This window comes from Pseudomonas sp. TE3728 (assembly GCF_056279145.1).
Genome location: NZ_JBWBQT010000001.1, coordinates 2,287,822 through 2,309,206 on the forward strand (window position 1 = coordinate 2,287,822; position 21,385 = coordinate 2,309,206).

Consider the following 21,385-nt stretch of genomic DNA (forward strand, 5'->3'; position numbering starts at 1 on the left):
CCGTCCTGAGCGACCTCATCGCCTTCAAACCGAACGCTGCCGGGGCAATCTGAACCCCGACAGCCCACTCCCTAAATCGTGGTTTTTCGGCCGATTTCCGACTGAGGTGCGCTCGACATCAAGTCCACATACCCGAATGAATTCAATTTTTCACCCGGAATGACCCTGAACATGATTGCGTCCATGATTCGGTGGGCACAGCTCGGCTCCTGAGTCGACCAAACGCCGCCACCGACAAAATAGACCCCTGGCAGCAAATGCATCCGGAACGAAAATTTCACATTGAAGGCGTTACCCGCACTGACCCGCTCAAAGTAGGTCCCGTCTTCGGGAAACCGCTGACCTGTAATAACGGCTCCGGAGACGTTACGAATGTGTATACCCCAATAAGTACCGGCGAAGTCCTCCATGAAGTGACCCGCCACCTCGATCTGATACGTTTTACCAGCCTGCAGCACGTTTACTACATGCCCATCCGCATCCAGAATGGAGATCTTCTTGATCTCGGCACCCTGGGTTGGATAGATCGCGGTAGTTTCCGGAACCAGTCCCGAATCAAATGCATCGCTGGGGAGTTGCTTCGTCTCGACCGGCAATAACGCGACCTTATCGGTATCGACAGCCCCTCCCGAACGATCTGCTTCGGTGTACAGCTCAACGAGTCGTTTGTACTCTGCTTCCGGTGCATAGATCAGTTTCTGGTAAGCACGCACGGCTTCTGGAGCAGCGCCGTACATAAGCCGGACACCATGATCGAGCAGCAACGTTCTGTCGCATAGTTCAATTATGCTGGGCGCCGAGTGCGACACGAAGAGAATCGAAGTACCGTTGCGCTTCAACTCTTCCATACGCGCAAAGCACTTACGCTGAAACTTTTCATCGCCGACTGCTAACGCTTCATCGACAATAAAAATATCCGGATCAATCATCGCTTGTACGGCAAATGCCAATCGAACGACCATCCCGCTGGAATAGCTTTTTACCGGTTGTTCAATAAAGTCCCCAATGTCGGCAAAGGCGGCAATTTCATCGAAACGCTGATCGATTTCTTCTTTTGCCAAGCCAAGTACTGCGGCGTTCATGTAAACGTTATCGCGCCCGGTGAACTCTGGATCAAAGCCCGAGCCCAGCTCCAGCAATGCAGCAATGCGACCGTTAGTCTGGACGCTACCAGTAGTCGGGTTCAACGTGCCGCAAATCATCTGCAGCAAAGTGGATTTACCGCTGCCGTTGCATCCAATAATTCCGACTGTTTCGCCCTTCTTCACTTCGAAAGAAACATCCTTCAAAGCCCAGAACTCGCGATAGAACTGACTGGACTGCATGCGCAAAGCGCCCTGCATGCGAGGCACGATAAACTGCTTCAGCCGGTCACGGGGCTGATCATAGATTTCGTAGCACTTGCTAAGGTTCTCGACCTTGATAGCGACTTCAGAGGACATCAGCAAATCCCTTACGTGTTTTCTGGAACCAGGCAAAACCCAACCAGGCGATGCAGGTGGTGGCTACCCAATAGATTCCCAATATTTCAAAGTCCGGAAGTTTTCCCCAGAAAAGAACATCGCGCGCCATCTCAATCGCCGGTGTCAGCGGGTTGAGGTAGAGCAAATGACGATACGCTTCGGGCAGTGCCGTCGCGGGGTAGAAAATAGGACTCAAGAACATCAGAACAGTGGTCAGAATGCCGATGAATTGCGAAACGTCGCGCAGGTACACACCCAACGAGGCCAATGCCCAGCTAACCCCCATGATGAACATGATGAAAGGGATGACGATCAGCGGCAGGTAGAAGGCTGTAGCGTGCGGCACTCCGAAAAATATTCCGTAGGCGACAAACCATACGCCCAAGCTAATGGCGGCATGGAACAGCGCAGACCCCAATACCACGACGGGCAGAATTTCGAGAGGGTACACCACCTTCTTGACAAAATTAACCTTGCCAAGAATGAGACCGGGGGCCCGGTTAATACATTCGGAAAATAGATTGAAAATGATCAATCCGGCAAACAGGATCAGTGCGAATTCGGTTTTCGAATCACTGTCTACACTCCAGCGCGCCCGGAGTACCGCACTGAACACAAAGGTGTACACCGCAAGCATCAGCAGCGGATTGAAAAACGACCAAAGCAGGCCCATGGCCGAACCACGGTACCGACCTAGTACTTCCCGAATAGTCGAAGCTTTGATTAATGCTGTATTGCGCCACAGGCTGGCGAACATTTCCAAAGGGTTGGCAGAAAACTGGCGCATCAAGCAAAAACCTCAGCAGAAAATGGTGCATGGCTGCGTGCATCATTGGCCGCAAGCGATGGGGCTATACCCCATGGAGTGGCGTGGAAGCTTTCAAGGGAGAAACCTCGTTCCTCAGTGCAGGACTTGAGGCCGATCGGCATGACGTCGAACATAGCAAGGGGAGTTCCATTCATTGGTGCAGTGTTTCCTTAAGCGCACAGCGAGTATTGCCAGTAACAGTGGGCCGCCAGTGCTCAGCCAGACTGGCCGGTTCGCCTGCAGCGTGTACCGACAACCGTAGTAAAAAGAGAGGCAAATCAAGCATGAACGACTATCCGATGCGAGTCCGTCAAAGGCCTGTGCGACGGACGATGAAGACCTTACCGGCAAAAAAGCCAAGGAGTGAAACCCAACCAATAAATTTCAAAAATAGACACCTTGACATCAGCCAGCGATGTCGAAAATCGTCAATTTTTTGCCGACCTCAGGGCCGCCAAAGTGAAATGTCACGGTAAACGCGAGGCCTCCAAAGCTGACGACACTGTGGGTATTATTCTGTCAGATGATAACATTCAAACCCTCACAGAAACACGAAAAATCCTACTCGCGCCTTCCCTCAAGCACCTTCGATAGACCTTCAGCGCGATCGAAAGAGGATCCTTGCCGAGAGGTAAAAATGAGTGGTTTTGAGCGTCTAAAAAACACAACAGCACGGGCGAAGACATGAACGACTATGTTCTGTCGCTAGACTCTTGTGCCTCCTGTTTCACCGCCAGCAACTCTCCCCTGCATCGATTGCCTGGAGATGAATATCGGGTCGCGGTAGGGATGGCAAGTAGCTGCCATCCCTACCGCAACCGAATATCGCAACCGACGCTACGGAGATAGCCAGCCTACGCGCCTCAAAAAAAGCAAAAAAAGGGTCGCGGTAGGGATGGCAGTTACCTGCCCCCCCCCTACCGCGACCAAAAAAAGCTGCCTGAAAGGCAGCTCATTTCTACGTGCAATGTATCAAGCCAACTAGACTAAACATAATCCTCACAAGACTTCATTGCCCGGTTCTTGGCAACAAAATAGGCCTCATGTAGTTGTTTATGCCTATTCAGCCTTATTTTCGGATCTGCGGGTGTCCTGAACAACGATGTGGTTTTGGGCACATAACAGAACTCATTTTCATACCCATAACGCAACCAAAGATTCCAATCCTCAAGATTACTCATATCGGTCTCGAAACCGCCCCGCTTCAGATATAGGTCTCTCTTGAAAAGAAGGGACTGAATGGGGATGAAGTTATGATCAAGCAGCACATCGTAATCGTATTCATGTTTGAAGGAGTCGTGAGTCTCATGACTGACTTCCGTATAACGCCCATTCGTATCATCAGTGACGGTACCGACCTCCATTGCCAGCGAGTAAGCCGCAACGGCCGTGTCATTCTTCAACAACGCAGCAACAAGAACCTCGACGTGATCCGAAAAAAGCAAATCATCGTCGTCGAGAAACATACAGTATTTGCCTTTGGCGACCTCAAGACCGTAGTTGCCGGTCACCGAACGCCCTACTTTTTCCAGACCGTAGAAGCTAACACGTCGCCCTTCCGTGCATTGCATCTCAGAAACAAGGGCTTTCATCGTCGAGCCACCGTCCTCGACCACAATTAACTCAATATTGCGGTATGTTTGGTTAAACACCGACATGATGGATTGCCTCAGGAACTCATCCCTCTTCTGATAGGTACGAGTCACGATGGTGACCAAAGGCTGCCCAACTAAGGGTTCACCCACGCGCCAGAAAGCGCCGTCCCTGATCAGTTCATAATCAAAGCCCCTGAAAGGAAAATAAGCATCCTTATCCGGACCTTTACCACCGAGAAAATAAGACGCTTTCTTTGTGAGCTGAGCAATATTACGCATCAGATCCCGGCGAGAGCCAGGGTATGCTTGTGGCCGCATAAACAGTAACAACTGTAGAACAATACCGCCCCACTTGTCGGTCAGCCTACCATAACGCAATCTAATATAAGCATTGGCCAAAGTACTGCCGGCATACTGAATCGGCTTCACATGATTCTCATGCTCATAGGTGTAATGGTAAACGACTGCTGAAGGACAATATTTCAGACGATAGCCATAGGATCTAAACCGATAAGAAAGCTCGACATCTTCTCCATACATGAATATCTGGCTTTCATACCCGCCGACCTTAACGTAGGCAGACCGCCTGATTAAAATGCACGCATGTGAAGACCAATTGGTTTCCAGCGTCACCGGATCATAATATTTCGGATGTTCATATGGGGCCTGCCTCAACTCCCAGGATGCGACATTTTCCTGACCGCCAGACAAAGCGCTGGAAATTATCTTCTCAATGGAGTTACCCGCGAAAGTAATATCAATATTACTGACCAGAAAATACTCTGCATCGCCTTGCCCGATCGCCCTGTCATGGCCCGCACCAAAACCTACGTTATCTCCCCGTAAAACCTCAAAGCCGGCCAACTCCGCACCCAGCGATACTTTCCAGCGTTCCAGTGCTTCGACTGTACTATCGCTAGAGCCATTATCGACAAAATAGAGGTACAACTTTCCAAGGGGATAGCTTTGAGATTTCAGCGACTCAAAAAAACCATCGACCCACTTGACGCTATTATAGGTAACGATTGAAATATCAACGACAGGTTGAGCAGAGACTGTCGGCGCTACCAAAACATGAGAAAAACGACGATCCGTAATGACCTGTATCGCCTTGATATTATCTTTTGAATATATAACGGAAATAAGCTTCGCACGTAATGATTTCGAGTAAAGACCTATCCGAACACGAATACTCGCCAAAAAAGGAAACTTTTGATAAAGCGGCCGAAGGACCGCCTTCGGACTCGACACAAGTCGACGCAGCCCCGCGAGGCAGCGCTTTACAAATGATATTATGGAATGCCCCATACTGAATACTTCACCCTTAAAAAACGAATTTTTTTCTTCTGAATTCCCAAGCTTGGAACCAGTCGCCTGCAAGGCATCAAGTTGCGCCTCGACTTCAAAAAGCTGGCCTTTCACCTGAAAGAGCTCTTGATTCAACAATGCCAGATCGGCATTAATTTCTTTATTCTTTGATTCAAGCCATGAAATATAAGATTGTTGGCGATAACTTTCCAAATCAGGATCGAAGAGGTTTCTTTCAAAACCCGGCTCACTGGCATGCCTCAATCGAGCAAGATGAACTGACGGCTCGCAGAACTGAGCAGCAGAAAGAAAGTATTGCGTCTCGGCAAAGTCCAGAATGGAAGCTCTGAGCACTGACGAACACACACTATCTGTTTGGTGAGCCTGCCAAACAGAAATCAAATCTGCGGGCTCCCGAACATCGATAGTCAACCCCAACCCTGAATAGGGAGCCAGTCCCAGGACGTAAACAGGCTTGCCGGCCAGAGCGGCCTCAAAACCAGCAGAAGAGTTGAGGGTAAAGACAACATCCGCGGCGGAGATCAAATCAGAAATATTATCCTCTTTACCGGCGACGAAGACATGTTCCGGCAGCGGTGGAATAGAGTCCAACGGATGCGGTTTGACGATGATTTTTAAGCCTGATCCCGAGATAACATCCGATACATGCTGAACATACTCAGCCATGCTCGAATAGGGAGACCCCATGATTACATTGGAGTCATCCTGAACCTGCAGCAGAACCAGAGCATTGGGCTCCCTGACGCCCCCCTGGTACTTATAACGGTCCTCCAGTGCCTTTAACCGGTCAACACTTCCACTATTGTCGTAGGTCTGCACCCTCTCCAGATAGGCAGCAAACTCCGTCCTGAAGGCACTTCGAGCATTCACGCCCTGCGGATCCGAGTAATAACCCATGGCATTAGGTTCTCGTAACATGCCCAGCTCATTAAAAATCAGAGGGATCGTATGAGATGAACAAATCCTGTCCAGCGAACCGTCGTAATTCCAACAAAAAACGAGATCTGGATCTAGCTCACTTACCATGCGGCGAACAAAATCATCGTGATAAGGAACCGCCTCCTTCTTGAGTATTGCTGTCCAGTCGCCCAGCCAATCAACGTCAGGTCCATTGGGGTAAACACACGAAAATGTCGCTGGACTTACCCATTGATGAGCAAATACACCGTACTCGTTTTTCAGTTCGTCAGAGCCAACAAATATGCATTCCCAGCCTTCACTGGCAAATTTGTTCGCCAACGGCAAATACACATCGACAATACTGCTGAACAACGTCGGCCGCCCTCTTAAAACCAGGGGCAGCGTGTAGAACACAACTTTCTTGAATTTTCGCTGCGCCACCCGCACCGCAGGACTGCCCGCGGCAATGCTTTGCGGCTCAATATTAAATTTTACAACCGAGTTCGCTGCGACTACTACTCCCTTACCCACTACCGCTCCCGCCAGAACTGAGGTATTTGCACCAATCCAGGCATCATCTTCAATAATCACCTCGGCCAACTTCAGACCCTGATCCTTGATAGATATTTTGCGATCATAACGATGGGTAGAAGAAGTTATGGAAACATTAGGAGCGATCAACACATTCGCGCCGATAGTTACCTTTCCACTTCCGTTGATCCACGCCCCGTAGTTGACCACGGTACCGGATGAGATACTCAAAAAACCGCCTGCCCCGCACTCAATAACGACATTGTCGCGAATCTGCACGTCGTCGGCGATAATACAAGTTGCTGTATCATCAACATAAAACTTTACCGTTTCGGAAATGAGTGCGTTACCAATCTTCAGCATAGCTTTAAGCAACCTTCACAACGTTTACGGTTGACGGACAATAAGCCACGCCTACAGCCTGACGTCCACCAGACACACTCATTTTTCTCAAGGGCCAACGCTGATCCAACTCAACACGCTCACCATCGAGACTGGCCATACCGATATACAGAAAGTACTCACCGGGCGCGACATTCAGCGAATAGGAAAAGCTAACCTTATACGCCCCTTCCTCGAAGCTTATTTCACCGCCAGCCAAAAGAGTATTATCACCCGCCACGTCGACACCTTTAGCGTTTCGTAACGAATAACCAATCACAACATTGCTAAACTCAGCCCGAGACTGGATATAGCAATTCATTATAACTTCATCCATAGGTTCGAAATGATTCGTTGGGACTCCCGCGGCATCAAGAAAATCAACCGCATTGATTTTTGCTTCTCCGGAGCCAAATCTCACTTCTGAAATATCACCCAACTCTTTCTCGTAAGAAACATCAACATGCAGCTCCTCAGCAAGCCCCATTGGCGATGGACCTGCATTACGGATATTTTTTTCATAATTCTTGGTGGCCGCCAAAACGTCGGCACTGTAATCAATGATGCGACCGGCCTGCATTACAATAACTGCTTGGCAAAACCGAATAACTGACTGAGTATCATGAGAAACAAAAAGTATAGTCGTACCGCGCTCCTGCATATACTTCATTCTAAGCATACACTTAAGCTGGAACCCTGCATCCCCTACACTCAGCGCTTCATCAACAATAAGCACATCGGGATCAACATTAATTGCGACAGAAAAGGCCAGCCGCGCAAACATGCCACTACTGTACATTCGAACAGGCTGATTGATAAATTCGCCAATATCTGCAAATTCCGTGATTGCCGAAACACGCAGTTGCATTTCCGCGTGACTGTAGCCCATCAAGGTGCCTTGGAAGTAGATGTTCTCCATCCCGGTATAATCGGGATTGAAGCCAGCCCCCAACTCCAATAACGAGGCTACCCGGCCAGATACTTTAACGTCACCACTTGTCGGCGTGAGAACACCGGTCAAAATCTTGAGTAACGTACTCTTGCCAGCTCCATTCTTTCCTAATATACCAACGGTCTGTCCTTTCTTGACCGTGAAGGAGACATCCGAGAGAGCATGAAAATCATGATGCCGACGCTTCCCGAATAAAGACAATGCCTCAATCAATCTATCAACAGGCTTGTTGTACAGTCGATAAAGTTTACCGATATTGCTGACAACAATGGCGTCCTCCAACACTTCAGTCATCACAAAACATCCGCAAAGTGAGGTCTTAATTTTTTGAACGTTCGCAAACCCACCAGCATGAAAACAATCAGAACAACCCAGAACACAATCGTTTGCTCCAGACGATCCCAAAACCAGACACCCCGAATAAGTGAATCCCTGAATCCCTCAACAATATAAGAAAACGGATTAAATTGAAGATATTTTACAGCCTTGCTCTGCATGGCGTTGATATCCCAGAAAACGGGAGTCAACCAGAAACCAAACTGTACCGCCATGGAAACCAACTGACTAAGATCAGGAAAAAAGATAACAACCGAACTGGTGATCCAGGCTATCGCCAACAACAAAGCAAACAAACAGACAATATAATAGATGACTTGAAGCCAGTAGATCGTTGGCGTATAGCCATAAACCAAAAACAAAAGAATCAGTATGCAAACAAAAAAAATGTGAACCATCAACGCCGAACCCAGCTTCACCAACGGCAGCAATGAAACCCTAAACACTATCTTCTTTACCAGAAAACTGTTTTCTTTTATCGACGAGCATCCTGAGTTCAATGCCTCGACGATAAAGAACCAAGGCACCAGGCCACAAACCAACCACAAGACAAACGGAAAATCGTTTTGAGCCGCCGCCTTGAATCCAAACTGAAATACGAACCACAAAATAACAGTAGTTGCTACAGGCTGAATAAAAACCCACAAAACACCAAGGTAATTTGTCAGGTATCTTGCACGAAGGTCATTGGCTATCAAACTCAACAACACCCTTCGATCCCGTGCAAACTCTCTGAATATGCGCATCAAACTATTCCTTCGAGATAGACACCCAACAAGGTCATCAGCCAACAATCGAAAGGCCTACAGACAAGCAGTAGCCTTCTATTTCCTTTAACCCGTGATTCAGAGAAACGACCAGGCTTGACACTCGACCGTTATCCCTATTCCCTGCACAACTGAGCGGGACACCCTATCACTGTAGCCCGAAAAACCAGAATTTTACCGCAGGGTAAGCCTGCATCGGCCAAGCGCTCCCGCTCATGACTCCAACTCATAAGCTCTCCTCACCAGGGAGATCTGTTCCGTTAGGATACGGACTTTTAATGGGCGAAATATGTGAGAATTCTGAAAAGGTCGTAAGAAAAGTCCTAGAAAAATCGACCTGCAAAAAAGCAGACATTACTTTGCCGGCTCCAACATTCCGGCCTGGTATTTGTATGCGATCAGGAGCAGCGGAGTGTATGCAATGATCAGCGCAGCAACACCTGGAATCAAACCGGCTCCGACAGCAACCGCTAGCGGCGCGAGCCATAACAGATTTATTGCCAGGACAGCATAAACAACCGTTTTATGATTTCCGTATTGTCGAGATGCATATTGATAAGCGTGGCTGCGATGGGCTTCATAAATTTTTTCGCCACGCAGTAGGCGTCGCATCAGCGTCCAGGTGGCATCGACAATGAACACCCCCAAGAGTATCAACCAGCACCAAAGCAACTCGGGTACTTTAGTGGCGGCAATAATGGCCAGTAAGCCCACCGTCAGCCCGAGAAAACCGCTGCCGGCATCTCCCATGAAAATTCGCGCAGGGGGAAAGTTCCAGCAGAGAAAACCCGCAACAGAGCTTGCCAACACCCAAACCACCCAACTCAGTTCCTGATGTCCACTCAGCCAATAGACCAGACACCCTGACAAGCAAACAGAGATGGCCTCAACGCTGGCCAGTCCATCGATACCATCCATAAAGTTGTAGAGATTGAGCATCCAGACCAGAAAGACTGCGAACAGAATGGTTGCGAACCAGTTCAAGTTGAGCAGCACACCAAAAAAAGAGATCTGCGGCCCACCACCCAACCAGAACAATGCCCAACCCGCGGCAACGAAATGCCCTAACAGACGCCATCGCGCAGCTATGTGACCATGATCATCAGCAAAACCTAAAGCGGCAACCAACGCTCCCGCCCCCAATAGCCCTGCAAACACCGACAGGTCTATTAAGTCGAGGTAATACAACACAGGTAATGCGAGCAGAAATGAAACGACTATCGCCACTCCGCCGCCTCGCGGAGTAGGCAGAGTGTGGGAGCTACGTAGATTTGGAATATCGATTAGGCTATTTGCCAACGCATAACGCCGTAAGACATAAGTCAAAAATAGCGACACGATGAATACTGCACTGAGCAGCCAACAGAAATTCATTTTTTTAGAGTATCCAGATAGTGATCAGCCGTCTGACGTAATGCTCTGGTCATCGCGACGGGAGGAGACCAACTCAAGAGGGTTTGAGTTCTGACGATATCGACCTCAAGAGAATCGAATAAGCGTTGGGCTATCACCTTTTTTCCGAGCACCGACAAAACACTCTTCAACATCCAGACAGGCACTGGAATCAACAGCGCCGGCTTCGCGAATGCCCTGCCAATGCATTGCAATAGCTGCGTTGTTGACAGGTCTTCGCCATCACTTACCAGGAACGTATTATTCGCCGCTTCAGGGTGATCGACACACTTGATAACCAGATCCACAAGGTTATCTACCGCAACAAAACTTCTTCGATTATTTATGGCACCTAATGGCAGCGGAACTCTTTTATTCAGCCAACTCATCATACTTAAAAAGTTAGCCCTTACTCCCGGACCATAAACCAGTGGCGGACGAATAATCACCACTTCCATGCCGGTATCAAGGCTGATTTGCCGCAGTGCGTCCTCTGCTTCCAGCTTGGAGATACCATAAGGATCGATCGGTGCCGGAGGATCATCGAATTTGAAGGGGTTGCCCGGAACGGTACTCTCGCCGTTCACCTTGATCGAGCTGATGTAAATGAAGCGCTTCACACCTGATTCAGCAGCCTTGCGAGCGAGGCTAACTGTGCCATCCACGTTGATCTTACGAAACTCCATCAAGGCGTCAGTCGCAGACTCATTCATCACATGCACCCGCGCGGCACAGTGAATGACTACCTGAACATCGTCCAGTACTGGCAGCCTTGTGTTATTTCCCAGACTGAATGGCACGACTCGGCAAAGTCCGCCAAGGCGTGAAGAGCCGCGAACCGCAGCCACTGGCGTGAGCTTCCTGTCCAGTAACAGCCTCAAAACCACGGCTTCGCCGACAAAGCCGGACGCACCAGTCACTAGAACTTTCAGTCCTTTCATTTGGTTTTTTTTCCGATCATTGCGGTAGCCCAGCAAATCAGAAAGAAAAACAGCTTGTCCCGCAACCGCCGCCGACACTTCCAGGCACTGAACGAAAGCAGCATCAATTGTATACGCCCAAGCCGAAACCAGCGTCGTACAAAAGGATCGGTTTCCTTGCCTACAAGCGCCGTGATGAGTTGTACCTGCGAAAACCACCAACCGTCATGAATGGTTTTGTAGCGCATGAATAGCGATCCAATCCCGATATTCGCGCCTACCTGGTTACTTTCGTGCTGACGATATTGCATAGCCGGTACCGGATCGGTAAACCACTTGAAACCATGGCTGCGAGCGAATGCATAGAAGTACCAGTCATGTAGACTTACGCCCTGAAGTTCTTGCCAATGGGCAAGCACCGAGGTCTTGAGTTGCATTGCCAGTTTTTTGTTCAGAACATAGGTGCAGCCGGGCCCCGCTGCTTCGAAAAGATAATCCCAGGTTACCTGTGACTGCGCCTTGTCCAACAAGTGGGTCTTGCCATTCTGCCAGAACGCTGTGACATTGCTCGAATAGCCATCCACCTCTCGCGCGCAAATCACCTCACTCGCCCGCTTGAGCTTGTCAGTATGCCAAACATCATCCTGATCGGAGAAAGCGATGAGGTCATACCCGTCAAAGTCGACATCGCGGATAAGCCTGAAGAAGTTGCGCGAGGCGCCGCCGAAACTACCGGCTGCGGGCAACAGAACAATGCCTTGATGGCAATTAGCGAACTCAGCACACCAGACTTCAGTTCCATCCGTAGAAGGATCAATACTGATATAAACGGTTACGTCGACAGCTGACTGTGCAAGGATCGAGGCCAACTGCTCCTCGATCCACTGCATGCCATTGTAGGCAGCCAGCAAAACCGCAACCTTGGGATGTTTTACTGGCATGCCATTCCTGCCCACACTGGTTAAACGCTACTGTTCGAAAGAATCAAGCTTTCGAATCAGTGAGAAGGCGAGTCCAGGAGTTTCTGCAGGTACTGACCGTAGCCAGTCTTCTTCAGAGCATCAGCCTGAGTACCCAACTGCTCAGCAGTAATCCAGCCATTGTGGTAGGCGATCTCTTCGAGACACGCCACTTTCAGGCCTTGGCGCTGCTCGATGGTGTGCACGAAGTGACTGGCTTCCAGCAGCGAATCATGGGTACCGGTATCCAGCCAGGCGAAGCCACGGCCGAGCATTTCGACGCTGAGGGTCTTCTGCTCAAGGTACGCACGGTTAACGTCCGTGATTTCCAGCTCGCCACGTGGGGATGGCTTGATGCTCTTAGCGATTTCCACGACTTGGTTGTCGTAGAAGTACAGGCCAGTTACCGCATAGCTGGATTTTGGCTTCAGCGGCTTCTCTTCAATGCTCAAGGCGCGGCCGGCAGCGTCGAACTCGACGACACCGAAACGCTCCGGGTCCGACACGTGGTAACCAAATACAGTCGCGCCATGCTCTTGAGTGCTGGCGGAGCGCAGGTTTTCCGAGAAGTGCTGACCGTAGAAGATGTTGTCGCCCAGGATCAGGCAGCAAGGGTCCTTACCGATGAACTCTTCGCCGATGATGAAGGCTTGTGCCAGGCCGTCCGGGTTAGGTTGCTCGGCGTAGGTCAGCTTGATGCCGTACAGACTGCCGTCACCTAGCAATTTCTGGAACGATGGCAGATCTTCAGGGGTGGAGATAATCAGGATTTCGCGCATACCCGCGAGCATCAGCACCGACAGCGGATAAAAAATCATCGGCTTGTCGTAGATCGGCAGCATCTGCTTGGACACACCAAGGGTCAACGGGTGCAGGCGAGTGCCCGAGCCGCCAGCGAGGATGATGCCTTTACGATTTGTCGTGGTCATTTATTCAGAACTTCCATAAGCATTCGGGTGACGCCACTTTGCCAATCCGGCAAGTGCAGAGAAAAATTGTCGCGCAGCTTCTGAGTGTTCAACCGTGAGTTCAGAGGGCGGCGCGCCGGTGTTGGGTAGGCGGTTGTGTCGATCGGATTGATCGCCGTGACAGCGAGTTCTTCACCGTTGGCTTTGGCAAAACCGATCACATGGCAGGCATAGCCGTGCCAGGACACTTCACCACTGGCCGCCAGATGATACAGGCCCGCCAGTTCAGGGCGTAGCTGGACCTGCTGAATGGCCAGCGCCGTTACATCGGCGATCAAATCTGCGCCGGTCGGGGCACCGATCTGGTCGGCGATGACGCTCAGGGTGTCGCGGTCCTTGGCCAGGCGCAACATGGTCTTGGCGAAGTTATTGCCGCGAGCGCCATAGACCCAGCTGGTGCGGAAGATCAGGTGCTTGCAGCCCGAGGCAATGATCGCTTGCTCGCCGGCCAGTTTGCTGGCGCCGTAGTGATTCACCGGGGCGACGGCATCCGTCTCTTGCCACGGCGTCAGGCCTTCACCGCTGAACACATAGTCGGTCGAGTAGTGAATCAGCCAGGCACCCAGGGATGCGGCTTCTTCAGCCATGACTTGGCTGGCTTGACCGTTCACACGATCGGCCAGTTCGGTCTCGGATTCGGCTTTATCGACCGCGGTATAGGCCGCTGCGTTGACGATGATATCCGGCTTGACCTTACGAATCGTCGCGCGCAATGCATCGAGGTCGGACAGGTCGCCGCTCAAACCATCGACCGGGTGACGATCGAGGGCGATCAACTCGCCAAGTGGTGCAAGGGAGCGCTGAAGCTCCCAGCCGACTTGGCCGTTTTTTCCCAACAGGAGGATTTTCATGCTTTGTCCGAACGATCCGTGTAGTTCTGGTCAATCCATTGCTGGTAGCTGCCGCTCTTCACGTGAGCTACCCATTCAGTGTTGTTCAGGTACCACTCGACGGTCTTGCGGATACCTGTTTCAAAGGTTTCTTCCGGCGTCCAGCCCAGCTCGCGCTGGATTTTGCTGGCGTCGATGGCATAGCGCTGGTCGTGGCCCGGGCGATCCTGAACGTAGGTGATCAGGCTGGCGTGTGGACGATGCGCGGAATCCGGACGCAGTTCGTCGAGCAGTGCGCAAAGTGTATGCACCACTTCGATGTTTTGCTTTTCGTTATGGCCGCCGATGTTGTAGGTCTCGCCGATCACGCCTTCGGTCACGACTTTGTACAGTGCACGGGCGTGGTCTTCGACGTAGAGCCAGTCACGGACCTGGTTGCCTTTGCCGTAGACCGGCAACGGCTTGCCTTCCAGTGCGTTGAGAATGATCAGCGGGATCAATTTCTCTGGGAAGTGGCAAGGGCCGTAGTTGTTCGAGCAATTGGTGACCAGCGTCGGTAGACCGTAAGTACGAGCCCAGGCGCGAACCAGGTGATCGGAACTGGCCTTGCTGGCCGAATATGGCGAGCTTGGCTGATATGGCGTGGTTTCGGTGAAGAGGTCTTCCGGACCTTCGAGGTCTCCGTAGACTTCGTCGGTGGAGATATGGTGGAAGCGGAAATTGGTTTTACGCGCCCCATCCAGTGCAGCCCAATAGTGCCGTGCAGCTTCCAGCAAGGTGTAGGTGCCGATGATGTTGGTCTGGATGAATTCAGACGGACCGGAGATCGAGCGGTCAACGTGGGACTCTGCGGCCAGGTGCATGATGGCATCTGGTTGGTGTTCACGCAGGACACGGTCCACTTCATTACGGTCGCAGATGTCGACGCGCTCGAACACGTAACGCGAGTTCTGGCTGACTTCGGCCAGCGACTCAAGGTTACCGGCATAAGTCAGCTTATCGACGTTAACGACCGAGTCGTTAGTGTTGGAGATGATATGACGAATGACTGCCGAGCCGATAAACCCGGCGCCGCCGGTTACTAGAATTTTCACGCGAAACCTTACCCTTAAGTTGCTGACAGGGCCGCCAACCGCGCACTGTCTAATCCATGAATGCAAAAGCCATCAAGTCAGCTGTGGCTTCTGACAGAGTCAGTCTGAACCGATGCGGGAACACCAAACCGGCCAAGGGCAGCATTTTACAGCTTAATGAAGGTTTTACTAATGGATATGCACAAGCTGAGACACAATTCGACAAGCACAAGGTGCTTGTCGCAATCAGACAAGGCGCTTACGTGAGGTTCTTGACGCACGCCCTAGCAACCAGCCAAGAATGGGCCCGATCACCATACCAATCAGCAACGCAATCACCATGATCAGCGACACTGGCAACTGTGGACCCGCCCAGCCCAGGAATAGCAGTGACACGCTTTGCTGGTTCTCAAGTACGAACGCCAGGATCGCGAGAACGAGCAACAGGACAACTATAGCGAGAAGTACACGCTTGAGATTACGCATCAGCGATTCCTTGAAGTGCAGCAGTTGTCAAAGCCCCTCCTCCTCTTCCTCGTTCACGCGATCGCGCAGTTCTTTGCCTGGCTTGAAATGCGGAACGAACTTGCCGTCGAGGCTGACGGACTGACCGGTTTTAGGATTGCGGCCTACGCGCGGTGCGCGATAGTGCAAGGAGAAGCTGCCAAACCCACGGATCTCGATTCGATCACCGGTGGCCAGACACTGGGACATTTGCTCAAGCATGGTCTTGATGGCCAGCTCCACATCCTTGGATGAGAGCAGCCCTTGATGGGTGACAATTCGTTCGATCAACTCCGACTTCGTCATATTTTTCCCTTCTTTTTCAAGCAGCTAGGAAAAGCGCTTCAAAGGTTTTAGCATGCCCGGAGAAATTTGAACAGCCTGAGTTTTGACATATCTTTCCTCGTAATGAGGTGCCCGATTTAAGAACATCGGAACATTGCTCTAACCCGGCATTCATCTACAGATAACCAGCATGGTGCGCGTCAGATAACCCGCGGGATTGAAGCCGAAAGGGAATACATCCTCTTCCTTGGCATCATCGGACCTGACGACGACTTTATAACCTGCGCCCTTGCATTCCTTTGCAGCTCGCTTGTGGCACTTTTCCCATCCGGAACCCAACCCGGAACAATCGATCTCTATGCCACTGACTCCGCGTACCGCATGAGTCTTGGCGCTGGTGGTACAACCTGCCAATGTCAGTACTGCTATCACGACAATGAGCTTGTTCATTCGCTTCCTTATGCCGGGTGCAATGCCCAGCGGTCGTTCACTTCAGACTAAGCCTAGCCTTGAATAGACGATTGACCTGTATGAAGTTACAGACAACTTGTGTAGATCATTGGTTTCACGAAAGAAAAGCGGTGGTGTCAGCCCTCCTTGGGATTAACCAAATCGCAGACACAAAAAAGGGCGACCGAAGTCGCCCTTTTTTATGATCCGACAGAACTTAGTTCTGTTTTTCCATTTGTGCACGCAACAGGTCGCCCAGAGTGGTAGGACCAGCAGCGATGCTATCCGAAGGCTTGTCTTTCAAGCTTTGGATGGCTTCTTTCTCTTCAGCATCGTCTTTCGACTTGATGGAGAGCTGGATTACGCGGCTCTTGCGGTCAACGCTGATGATCTTGGCTTCTACTTCCTGGCCTTCTTTCAGAACGTTACGCGCGTCTTCAACGCGGTCACGGCTGATTTCGGAGGCTTTCAGAGTCGCTTCGATATCGTCGGCCAGAGTGATGATGGCGCCTTTAGCGTCAACTTCTTTCACGATGCCTTTAACGATGGCGCCTTTGTCGTTCTCTTGAACGTACTCGGAGAACGGATCGCTTTCCAGTTGCTTGATACCCAGGGAGATGCGCTCGCGCTCTGGGTCAACCGACAGGATAACGGTGTCCAGCTCGTCGCCCTTCTTGAAGCGGCGAACAGCTTCTTCGCCCACTTCGTTCCAGGAGATGTCGGACAGGTGAACCAGACCGTCGATGCCGCCGTCCAGACCAATGAAGATACCGAAATCGGTGATCGACTTGATGGTGCCGGAGATTTTATCGCCCTTGTTGAACTGGCCAGAGAAATCTTCCCATGGGTTAGATTTGCACTGCTTGATGCCGAGGGAGATACGACGACGCTCTTCGTCGATGTCCAGAACCATGACTTCCACTTCGTCGCCGACTTGTACGACTTTCGAAGGGTGGATGTTCTTGTTGGTCCAGTCCATTTCGGAAACGTGTACCAGGCCTTCAACGCCTTCTTCCAGCTCAGCGAAGCAGCCGTAGTCGGTCAGGTTGGTTACACGAGCGGTAACGCGAGTGCTTTCTGGGTAACGGGCTTTGATAGCAACCCATGGATCTTCGCCCAGTTGCTTGAGGCCCAGGGAAACACGATTGCGTTCGCGATCGTACTTCAGAACCTTGACATCGATCTCGTCGCCAACGTTGACGATTTCGGAAGGATGCTTGATACGCTTCCAAGCCATGTCGGTAATGTGCAGCAGGCCATCGACGCCACCCAGATCGACGAATGCGCCGTAATCGGTGAGGTTCTTGACGATACCTTTGACTTGTTGGCCTTCCTGCAGGGATTCCAGCAGAGCTTCACGCTCGGCGGAGTTCTCGGCTTCGAGGACGCTGCGACGGGAAACGACAACGTTGTTGCGTTTCTGGTCGAGTTTGATGACCTTGAATTCCAGCTCTTTGCCTTCCAGGTGCGTGGTGTCGCGCACTGGACGGACGTCAACCAGAGAACCTGGCAGGAACGCACGGATGCCGTTAACGTCGACAGTGAAGCCGCCTTTAACCTTACCGTTGATAACGCCCTTGACCACTTCTTCGGCTGCGAAGGCTGCTTCCAGAACAATCCAGCATTCAGCGCGCTTGGCTTTTTCACGGGACAGCTTGGTTTCACCGAAGCCGTCTTCAACCGAGTCCAGAGCAACGTGAACTTCGTCACCGACGTTGATGTTCAGCTCGCCAGCATCGTTGTAGAACTGCTCAAGCGGGATGAGTGCTTCAGACTTCAGGCCAGCGTGAACGGTTACCCAGCGAGCCTGGTAATCGATATCAACGATAACACCGGTGATGATGGAGCCTGCCTGAAGGTTCAGGGTTTTTAGGCTTTCTTCAAAGAGTTCCGCAAAGCTTTCGCTCATTTTAATTCCTGTTGATAAGGGCGAAGAATACGCCCATCTCCACACCCCAGACGGTGTGGGTTAGTTTCATATGAAAGAAACACCGCAGGACTATGACTGGTCCCCTGCAGCTTTCTTGGTCACCCGGCGATATCGCGAATGGCGATCTCGCTCATGATGCGTTCCAGCACCTGATCGATGGACAACTCCGTGGAGTCCAGCTGTATCGCGTCGGCCGCCGGTTTGAGCGGGGCTACTGCGCGCTGGGTGTCACGCTCATCGCGCGCACGTATCTCATCTAGCAGACTCGACAGACTAACACCATCGACTTTGCCCTTCAACTGCAAGTATCGACGGCGCGCACGCTCCTCGGCACTGGCAGTAAGGAATATCTTCAGCGGCGCATCCGGAAAAACCACCGTACCCATGTCGCGACCATCGGCCACCAGACCCGGCGGCTCCTGAAAGGCCCGCTGGCGCTGCAGCAGCGCTTCACGAACGGCGGGCAGCGCAGCGACCTGCGAGGCACCCGAGCCGATACTTTCGGTACGGATGACATCGCTGACTTCGTCGCCTTCCAGAATGATGCGCTGCAGCTGACCGTCGGTCGCCGCGATGAATTGCACATCCAGATGAGCGGCAAGTTTTTTGAGCAATTCTTCGTTCGTCAGATCGACGCCGTGGTTATGCGCCGCGAATGCCAGCAATCGATAAAGTGCACCGGAATCCAGCAGGTTCCAGCCCAGGCGCTTGGCCAGCATCCCGGCAACAGTCCCCTTGCCAGAGCCGCTAGGCCCATCAATGGTTATAACCGGTGCGATGCTGATCACGACTGAGCCTCTTGTGCAACACGGATACCGACCTGCGCGCACAGCGCGAGGAAGTTCGGGAACGAGGTCGCGACGTTGGCGCAGTCATGGATGCGGATCGGTGCAGTGGCACGCAGCGAAGCCACGCTGAAAGCCATGGCAATCCGGTGATCGCCGTGACCATGCACTTCGCCGCCGCCGATCTGACCGCCGTCGATGATGATGCCGTCCGGGGTCGGCTCGCATTTGACACCCAGTGCCAGCAAACCATCCGCCATGACCTGGATCCGGTCCGACTCCTTCACGCGCAGCTCTTCGGCGCCGCGCAGCACTGTGCGCCCTTCGGCACAGGCAGCGGCCACAAACAGCACCGGAAACTCGTCGATGGCCAGTGGAACCAGCGCCTCGGGGATCTCGATACCTTTGAGTTTAGCTGCCCGTACGCGCAGATCCGCTACCGGCTCGCCGCCCACTTCACGCTGGTTTTCCAGAGTGATGTCCGCACCCATCAGGCGCAGGATGTCGATCACGCCGGTACGGGTCGGGTTGATGCCGACGTGCTCGAGCACCAGTTCCGAACCTTCGGCAATCGACGCGGCTACAAGGAAGAACGCCGACGACGAGATGTCGCCCGGCACTTCAATGTGGGTCGCGGTCAGCTTGTGGCCGGACTCGACCGAGGCGGTCGCACCATTGACGGTGACCGGGTAGCCGAAGCCGCGCAGCATGCGCTCGGTGTGGTCGCGAGTCGGCGCCGGCTCGGTGACGGTGGTCTTGCCTTCGGCATACAGACCCGCCAGCAACAGGCAGGACTTAACCTGGGCGCTGGCCATTGGCATGGTGTAAGTCAGACCCTTAAGCTTGTTGCCGCCACGGATGGTCATCGGTGGACGACCTTCAGCAGCGGTCTCGATCACGGCGCCCATTTCGCGCAGTGGATTGGCCACGCGATTCATCGGACGCTTGGACAGCGAGGCATCGCCAGTCAGCGTGCTATCGAAGCTCTGCGCAGCCAAAAGGCCAGACAGCAGACGCATCGAAGTACCGGAGTTACCCAGATAGATCGGGCCCGGCGCAGGCTTCAGGCCATGCAGGCCGACGCCGTGGATGGTCACACGACCGTGGTGTGGACCTTCGATGACGACACCCATGTCGCGGAAAGCCTGCAAGGTTGCCAGAGCGTCTTCGCCCTCAAGGAAACCTTCCACTTCGGTGACGCCTTCGGCCAGGGAACCGAGCATGATCGAGCGGTGGGAAATCGATTTGTCGCCCGGTACACGAATCCGCCCAGTCAGGCGGCCACCAGGTTGTGCCAGGAAAATCAGATCGTTGGAATTCATAGCGTCCACATAGGCCCGGCGGGCCAGGATTTTACTGAAATGCTCGCGGGCAACCCGGGCGCGCGTGAACACGCCCAATAATTGGTGCCCATCCCCTGCATCGACCGCGTCGCGCAAGGCGTCGAGGTCGCTGCGAAATGTATCGAGTGTGCGCAGGACAGCTTCGCGGTTGGCGAGGAAGATGTCGTGCCACATGACCGGGTCGCTACCGGCGATTCTTGTGAAATCGCGGAAACCGCCCGCAGCGTAACGGAAGATCTCAAGATTTTCATTGCGTTTGGCCAACGAATCGACCAAACCGAACGCCAGCAAGTGCGGCAGATGGCTGGTCGCCGCCAGCACTTCGTCATGACGCTCGACTTGCATGTGCTCGACGTCGGCGCCCAATTCGCGCCACAACCGGTCAACCACTGCCAGCGCGGCCGGATCGGTCTGATCCAGTGGCGTCAGAATCACTTTATGACGACGGAACAGTTCGGCATTGGAGGCTTCCACCCCGCTCTGCTCGGAACCGGCAATCGGATGCCCCGGCACGAAGCGGGCCGGCATGCCGCCAAACGCCTCGGTCGCCGCGCGCACCACATTGCCCTTGGCACTGCCGACATCGGTCAGAATCGCTTGCCCCAGGTCCATGCCCGCCAACAGCGCGAGCAGTTTCTCCATGGCCAGGATCGGCACCGCCAGCTGAATTACATCAGCGCCCTGGCAAGCCGCCGCCAGGTCTTCTTCGCAGCGATCCACCACGCCTAACTCGACCGCCAGCTTGCGCGACTGCGGGTCGAGATCGACCCCGACCACTTCGCGACACAGACCGCTTTCACGCAGGCCTTTGGCAAACGAACCGCCGATCAAGCCCAGACCGACCACCACCAGGCGACCGATCATAGGTTGAGCAGATTGCAGTG

At 52.5% G+C, this 21,385-nt stretch carries 17 protein-coding genes; all 17 read right to left on the bottom strand.

What is annotated here, in order from left to right; translation table 11 throughout:
- Window positions 1-71: 71 nt before the first annotated feature.
- The 17 genes from ACZ89R_RS09670 to ACZ89R_RS09750 all read right to left on the bottom strand — a co-directional run bounded on the left by ACZ89R_RS09670 (window position 72) and on the right by ACZ89R_RS09750 (window position 21,365).
- Window positions 72-1,442 carry an ABC transporter ATP-binding protein gene (locus ACZ89R_RS09670; protein ID WP_429545926.1) on the bottom strand — a complete coding sequence of 457 codons (1,371 nt, stop codon included), beginning with the start codon at window positions 1,440-1,442 and terminating at the stop codon, window positions 72-74.
- Entirely contained in the window at window positions 1,432-2,250 is an 819-nt protein-coding gene (locus ACZ89R_RS09675; protein WP_218397591.1) for an ABC transporter permease, read from the bottom strand. The genes ACZ89R_RS09670 and ACZ89R_RS09675 overlap by 11 nt, the downstream gene beginning before the upstream one ends.
- Before the next feature lie 1,007 nt (window positions 2,251-3,257).
- Complete coding sequence (locus ACZ89R_RS09680; protein ID WP_429545925.1) at window positions 3,258-6,989, bottom strand: glycosyltransferase; 3,732 nt, start codon at window positions 6,987-6,989, stop codon at window positions 3,258-3,260.
- Between the two features lie 4 nt (window positions 6,990-6,993).
- Window positions 6,994-8,253 carry an ABC transporter ATP-binding protein gene (locus ACZ89R_RS09685; RefSeq protein ID WP_429544040.1) on the bottom strand — a complete coding sequence of 420 codons (1,260 nt, stop codon included), beginning with the start codon at window positions 8,251-8,253 and terminating at the stop codon, window positions 6,994-6,996.
- Window positions 8,253-9,041: an ABC transporter permease gene (locus tag ACZ89R_RS09690; RefSeq protein ID WP_218397596.1), complete on the bottom strand. Its 789-nt coding sequence runs from the start codon at window positions 9,039-9,041 to the stop codon at window positions 8,253-8,255. Before ACZ89R_RS09690 ends, ACZ89R_RS09685 begins: the two co-directional genes overlap by 1 nt.
- 375 nt (window positions 9,042-9,416) lie before the next feature.
- Window positions 9,417-10,436 carry an MraY family glycosyltransferase gene (locus ACZ89R_RS09695; protein WP_429545924.1) on the bottom strand — a complete coding sequence of 340 codons (1,020 nt, stop codon included), beginning with the start codon at window positions 10,434-10,436 and terminating at the stop codon, window positions 9,417-9,419.
- A complete protein-coding gene (locus ACZ89R_RS09700) occupies window positions 10,433-11,395 on the bottom strand; it encodes a UDP-glucose 4-epimerase family protein (protein ID WP_429545923.1) in 963 nt (320 codons plus the stop codon). The genes ACZ89R_RS09695 and ACZ89R_RS09700 overlap by 4 nt, the downstream gene beginning before the upstream one ends.
- Window positions 11,392-12,315 (bottom strand): glycosyltransferase, encoded by a 924-nt coding sequence (locus ACZ89R_RS09705; RefSeq protein WP_429545922.1) that lies wholly within the window; start codon window positions 12,313-12,315, stop codon window positions 11,392-11,394. The genes ACZ89R_RS09700 and ACZ89R_RS09705 overlap by 4 nt, the downstream gene beginning before the upstream one ends.
- A gap of 56 nt (window positions 12,316-12,371) precedes the next feature.
- The gene (rfbA, locus tag ACZ89R_RS09710) at window positions 12,372-13,262 is read right to left on the bottom strand and encodes a glucose-1-phosphate thymidylyltransferase RfbA (RefSeq protein ID WP_429545921.1); all 891 of its coding nucleotides are present in this window, start codon (window positions 13,260-13,262) and stop codon (window positions 12,372-12,374) included.
- Window positions 13,259-14,152 (bottom strand): dTDP-4-dehydrorhamnose reductase, encoded by an 894-nt coding sequence (rfbD, locus tag ACZ89R_RS09715; protein WP_429545920.1) that lies wholly within the window; start codon window positions 14,150-14,152, stop codon window positions 13,259-13,261. Before rfbD ends, rfbA begins: the two co-directional genes overlap by 4 nt.
- Complete coding sequence (gene rfbB / locus ACZ89R_RS09720; protein WP_218397607.1) at window positions 14,149-15,225, bottom strand: dTDP-glucose 4,6-dehydratase; 1,077 nt, start codon at window positions 15,223-15,225, stop codon at window positions 14,149-14,151. The genes rfbD and rfbB overlap by 4 nt, the downstream gene beginning before the upstream one ends.
- 225 nt (window positions 15,226-15,450) lie before the next feature.
- Entirely contained in the window at window positions 15,451-15,690 is a 240-nt protein-coding gene (locus ACZ89R_RS09725; protein WP_218397609.1) for a LapA family protein, read from the bottom strand.
- Between the two features lie 27 nt (window positions 15,691-15,717).
- Entirely contained in the window at window positions 15,718-16,014 is a 297-nt protein-coding gene (gene ihfB / locus ACZ89R_RS09730) for an integration host factor subunit beta (protein WP_007899751.1), read from the bottom strand.
- 150 nt (window positions 16,015-16,164) lie between these two features.
- Complete coding sequence (locus tag ACZ89R_RS09735; RefSeq protein ID WP_008071618.1) at window positions 16,165-16,443, bottom strand: hypothetical protein; 279 nt, start codon at window positions 16,441-16,443, stop codon at window positions 16,165-16,167.
- A 217-nt stretch (window positions 16,444-16,660) separates the two neighbouring features.
- Entirely contained in the window at window positions 16,661-18,352 is a 1,692-nt protein-coding gene (gene rpsA / locus ACZ89R_RS09740) for a 30S ribosomal protein S1 (RefSeq protein WP_007899744.1), read from the bottom strand.
- Window positions 18,353-18,471: 119 nt separating this feature from the next.
- Complete coding sequence (gene cmk, locus ACZ89R_RS09745) at window positions 18,472-19,161, bottom strand: (d)CMP kinase (protein WP_123494519.1); 690 nt, start codon at window positions 19,159-19,161, stop codon at window positions 18,472-18,474.
- Window positions 19,158-21,365: a bifunctional prephenate dehydrogenase/3-phosphoshikimate 1-carboxyvinyltransferase gene (locus ACZ89R_RS09750; protein WP_259698659.1), complete on the bottom strand. Its 2,208-nt coding sequence runs from the start codon at window positions 21,363-21,365 to the stop codon at window positions 19,158-19,160. Before ACZ89R_RS09750 ends, cmk begins: the two co-directional genes overlap by 4 nt.
- Between the last annotated feature and the right edge of the window lie 20 nt (window positions 21,366-21,385).

What these genes read in the sequence shown, in the direction of transcription:
- ACZ89R_RS09670 (WP_429545926.1), bottom strand. Translation starts at nt 1,442, where the DNA reads ATGTCCTCTGAAGTCGCTATCAAGGTCGAGAACCTTAGCAAGTGCTAC.
- ACZ89R_RS09675 (WP_218397591.1), bottom strand. Translation starts at nt 2,250, where the DNA reads ATGCGCCAGTTTTCTGCCAACCCTTTGGAAATGTTCGCCAGCCTGTGG.
- ACZ89R_RS09680 (WP_429545925.1), bottom strand. Translation starts at nt 6,989, where the DNA reads ATGCTGAAGATTGGTAACGCACTCATTTCCGAAACGGTAAAGTTTTAT.
- ACZ89R_RS09685 (WP_429544040.1), bottom strand. Translation starts at nt 8,253, where the DNA reads ATGACTGAAGTGTTGGAGGACGCCATTGTTGTCAGCAATATCGGTAAA.
- ACZ89R_RS09690 (WP_218397596.1), bottom strand. Translation starts at nt 9,041, where the DNA reads ATGCGCATATTCAGAGAGTTTGCACGGGATCGAAGGGTGTTGTTGAGT.
- ACZ89R_RS09695 (WP_429545924.1), bottom strand. Translation starts at nt 10,436, where the DNA reads ATGAATTTCTGTTGGCTGCTCAGTGCAGTATTCATCGTGTCGCTATTT.
- ACZ89R_RS09700 (WP_429545923.1), bottom strand. Translation starts at nt 11,395, where the DNA reads ATGAAAGGACTGAAAGTTCTAGTGACTGGTGCGTCCGGCTTTGTCGGC.
- ACZ89R_RS09705 (WP_429545922.1), bottom strand. Translation starts at nt 12,315, where the DNA reads ATGCCAGTAAAACATCCCAAGGTTGCGGTTTTGCTGGCTGCCTACAAT.
- rfbA (WP_429545921.1), bottom strand. Translation starts at nt 13,262, where the DNA reads ATGACCACGACAAATCGTAAAGGCATCATCCTCGCTGGCGGCTCGGGC.
- rfbD (WP_429545920.1), bottom strand. Translation starts at nt 14,152, where the DNA reads ATGAAAATCCTCCTGTTGGGAAAAAACGGCCAAGTCGGCTGGGAGCTT.
- ACZ89R_RS09725 (WP_218397609.1), bottom strand. Translation starts at nt 15,690, where the DNA reads ATGCGTAATCTCAAGCGTGTACTTCTCGCTATAGTTGTCCTGTTGCTC.
- ihfB (WP_007899751.1), bottom strand. Translation starts at nt 16,014, where the DNA reads ATGACGAAGTCGGAGTTGATCGAACGAATTGTCACCCATCAAGGGCTG.
- ACZ89R_RS09735 (WP_008071618.1), bottom strand. Translation starts at nt 16,443, where the DNA reads ATGAACAAGCTCATTGTCGTGATAGCAGTACTGACATTGGCAGGTTGT.
- rpsA (WP_007899744.1), bottom strand. Translation starts at nt 18,352, where the DNA reads ATGAGCGAAAGCTTTGCGGAACTCTTTGAAGAAAGCCTAAAAACCCTG.
- ACZ89R_RS09750 (WP_259698659.1), bottom strand. Translation starts at nt 21,365, where the DNA reads ATGATCGGTCGCCTGGTGGTGGTCGGTCTGGGCTTGATCGGCGGTTCG.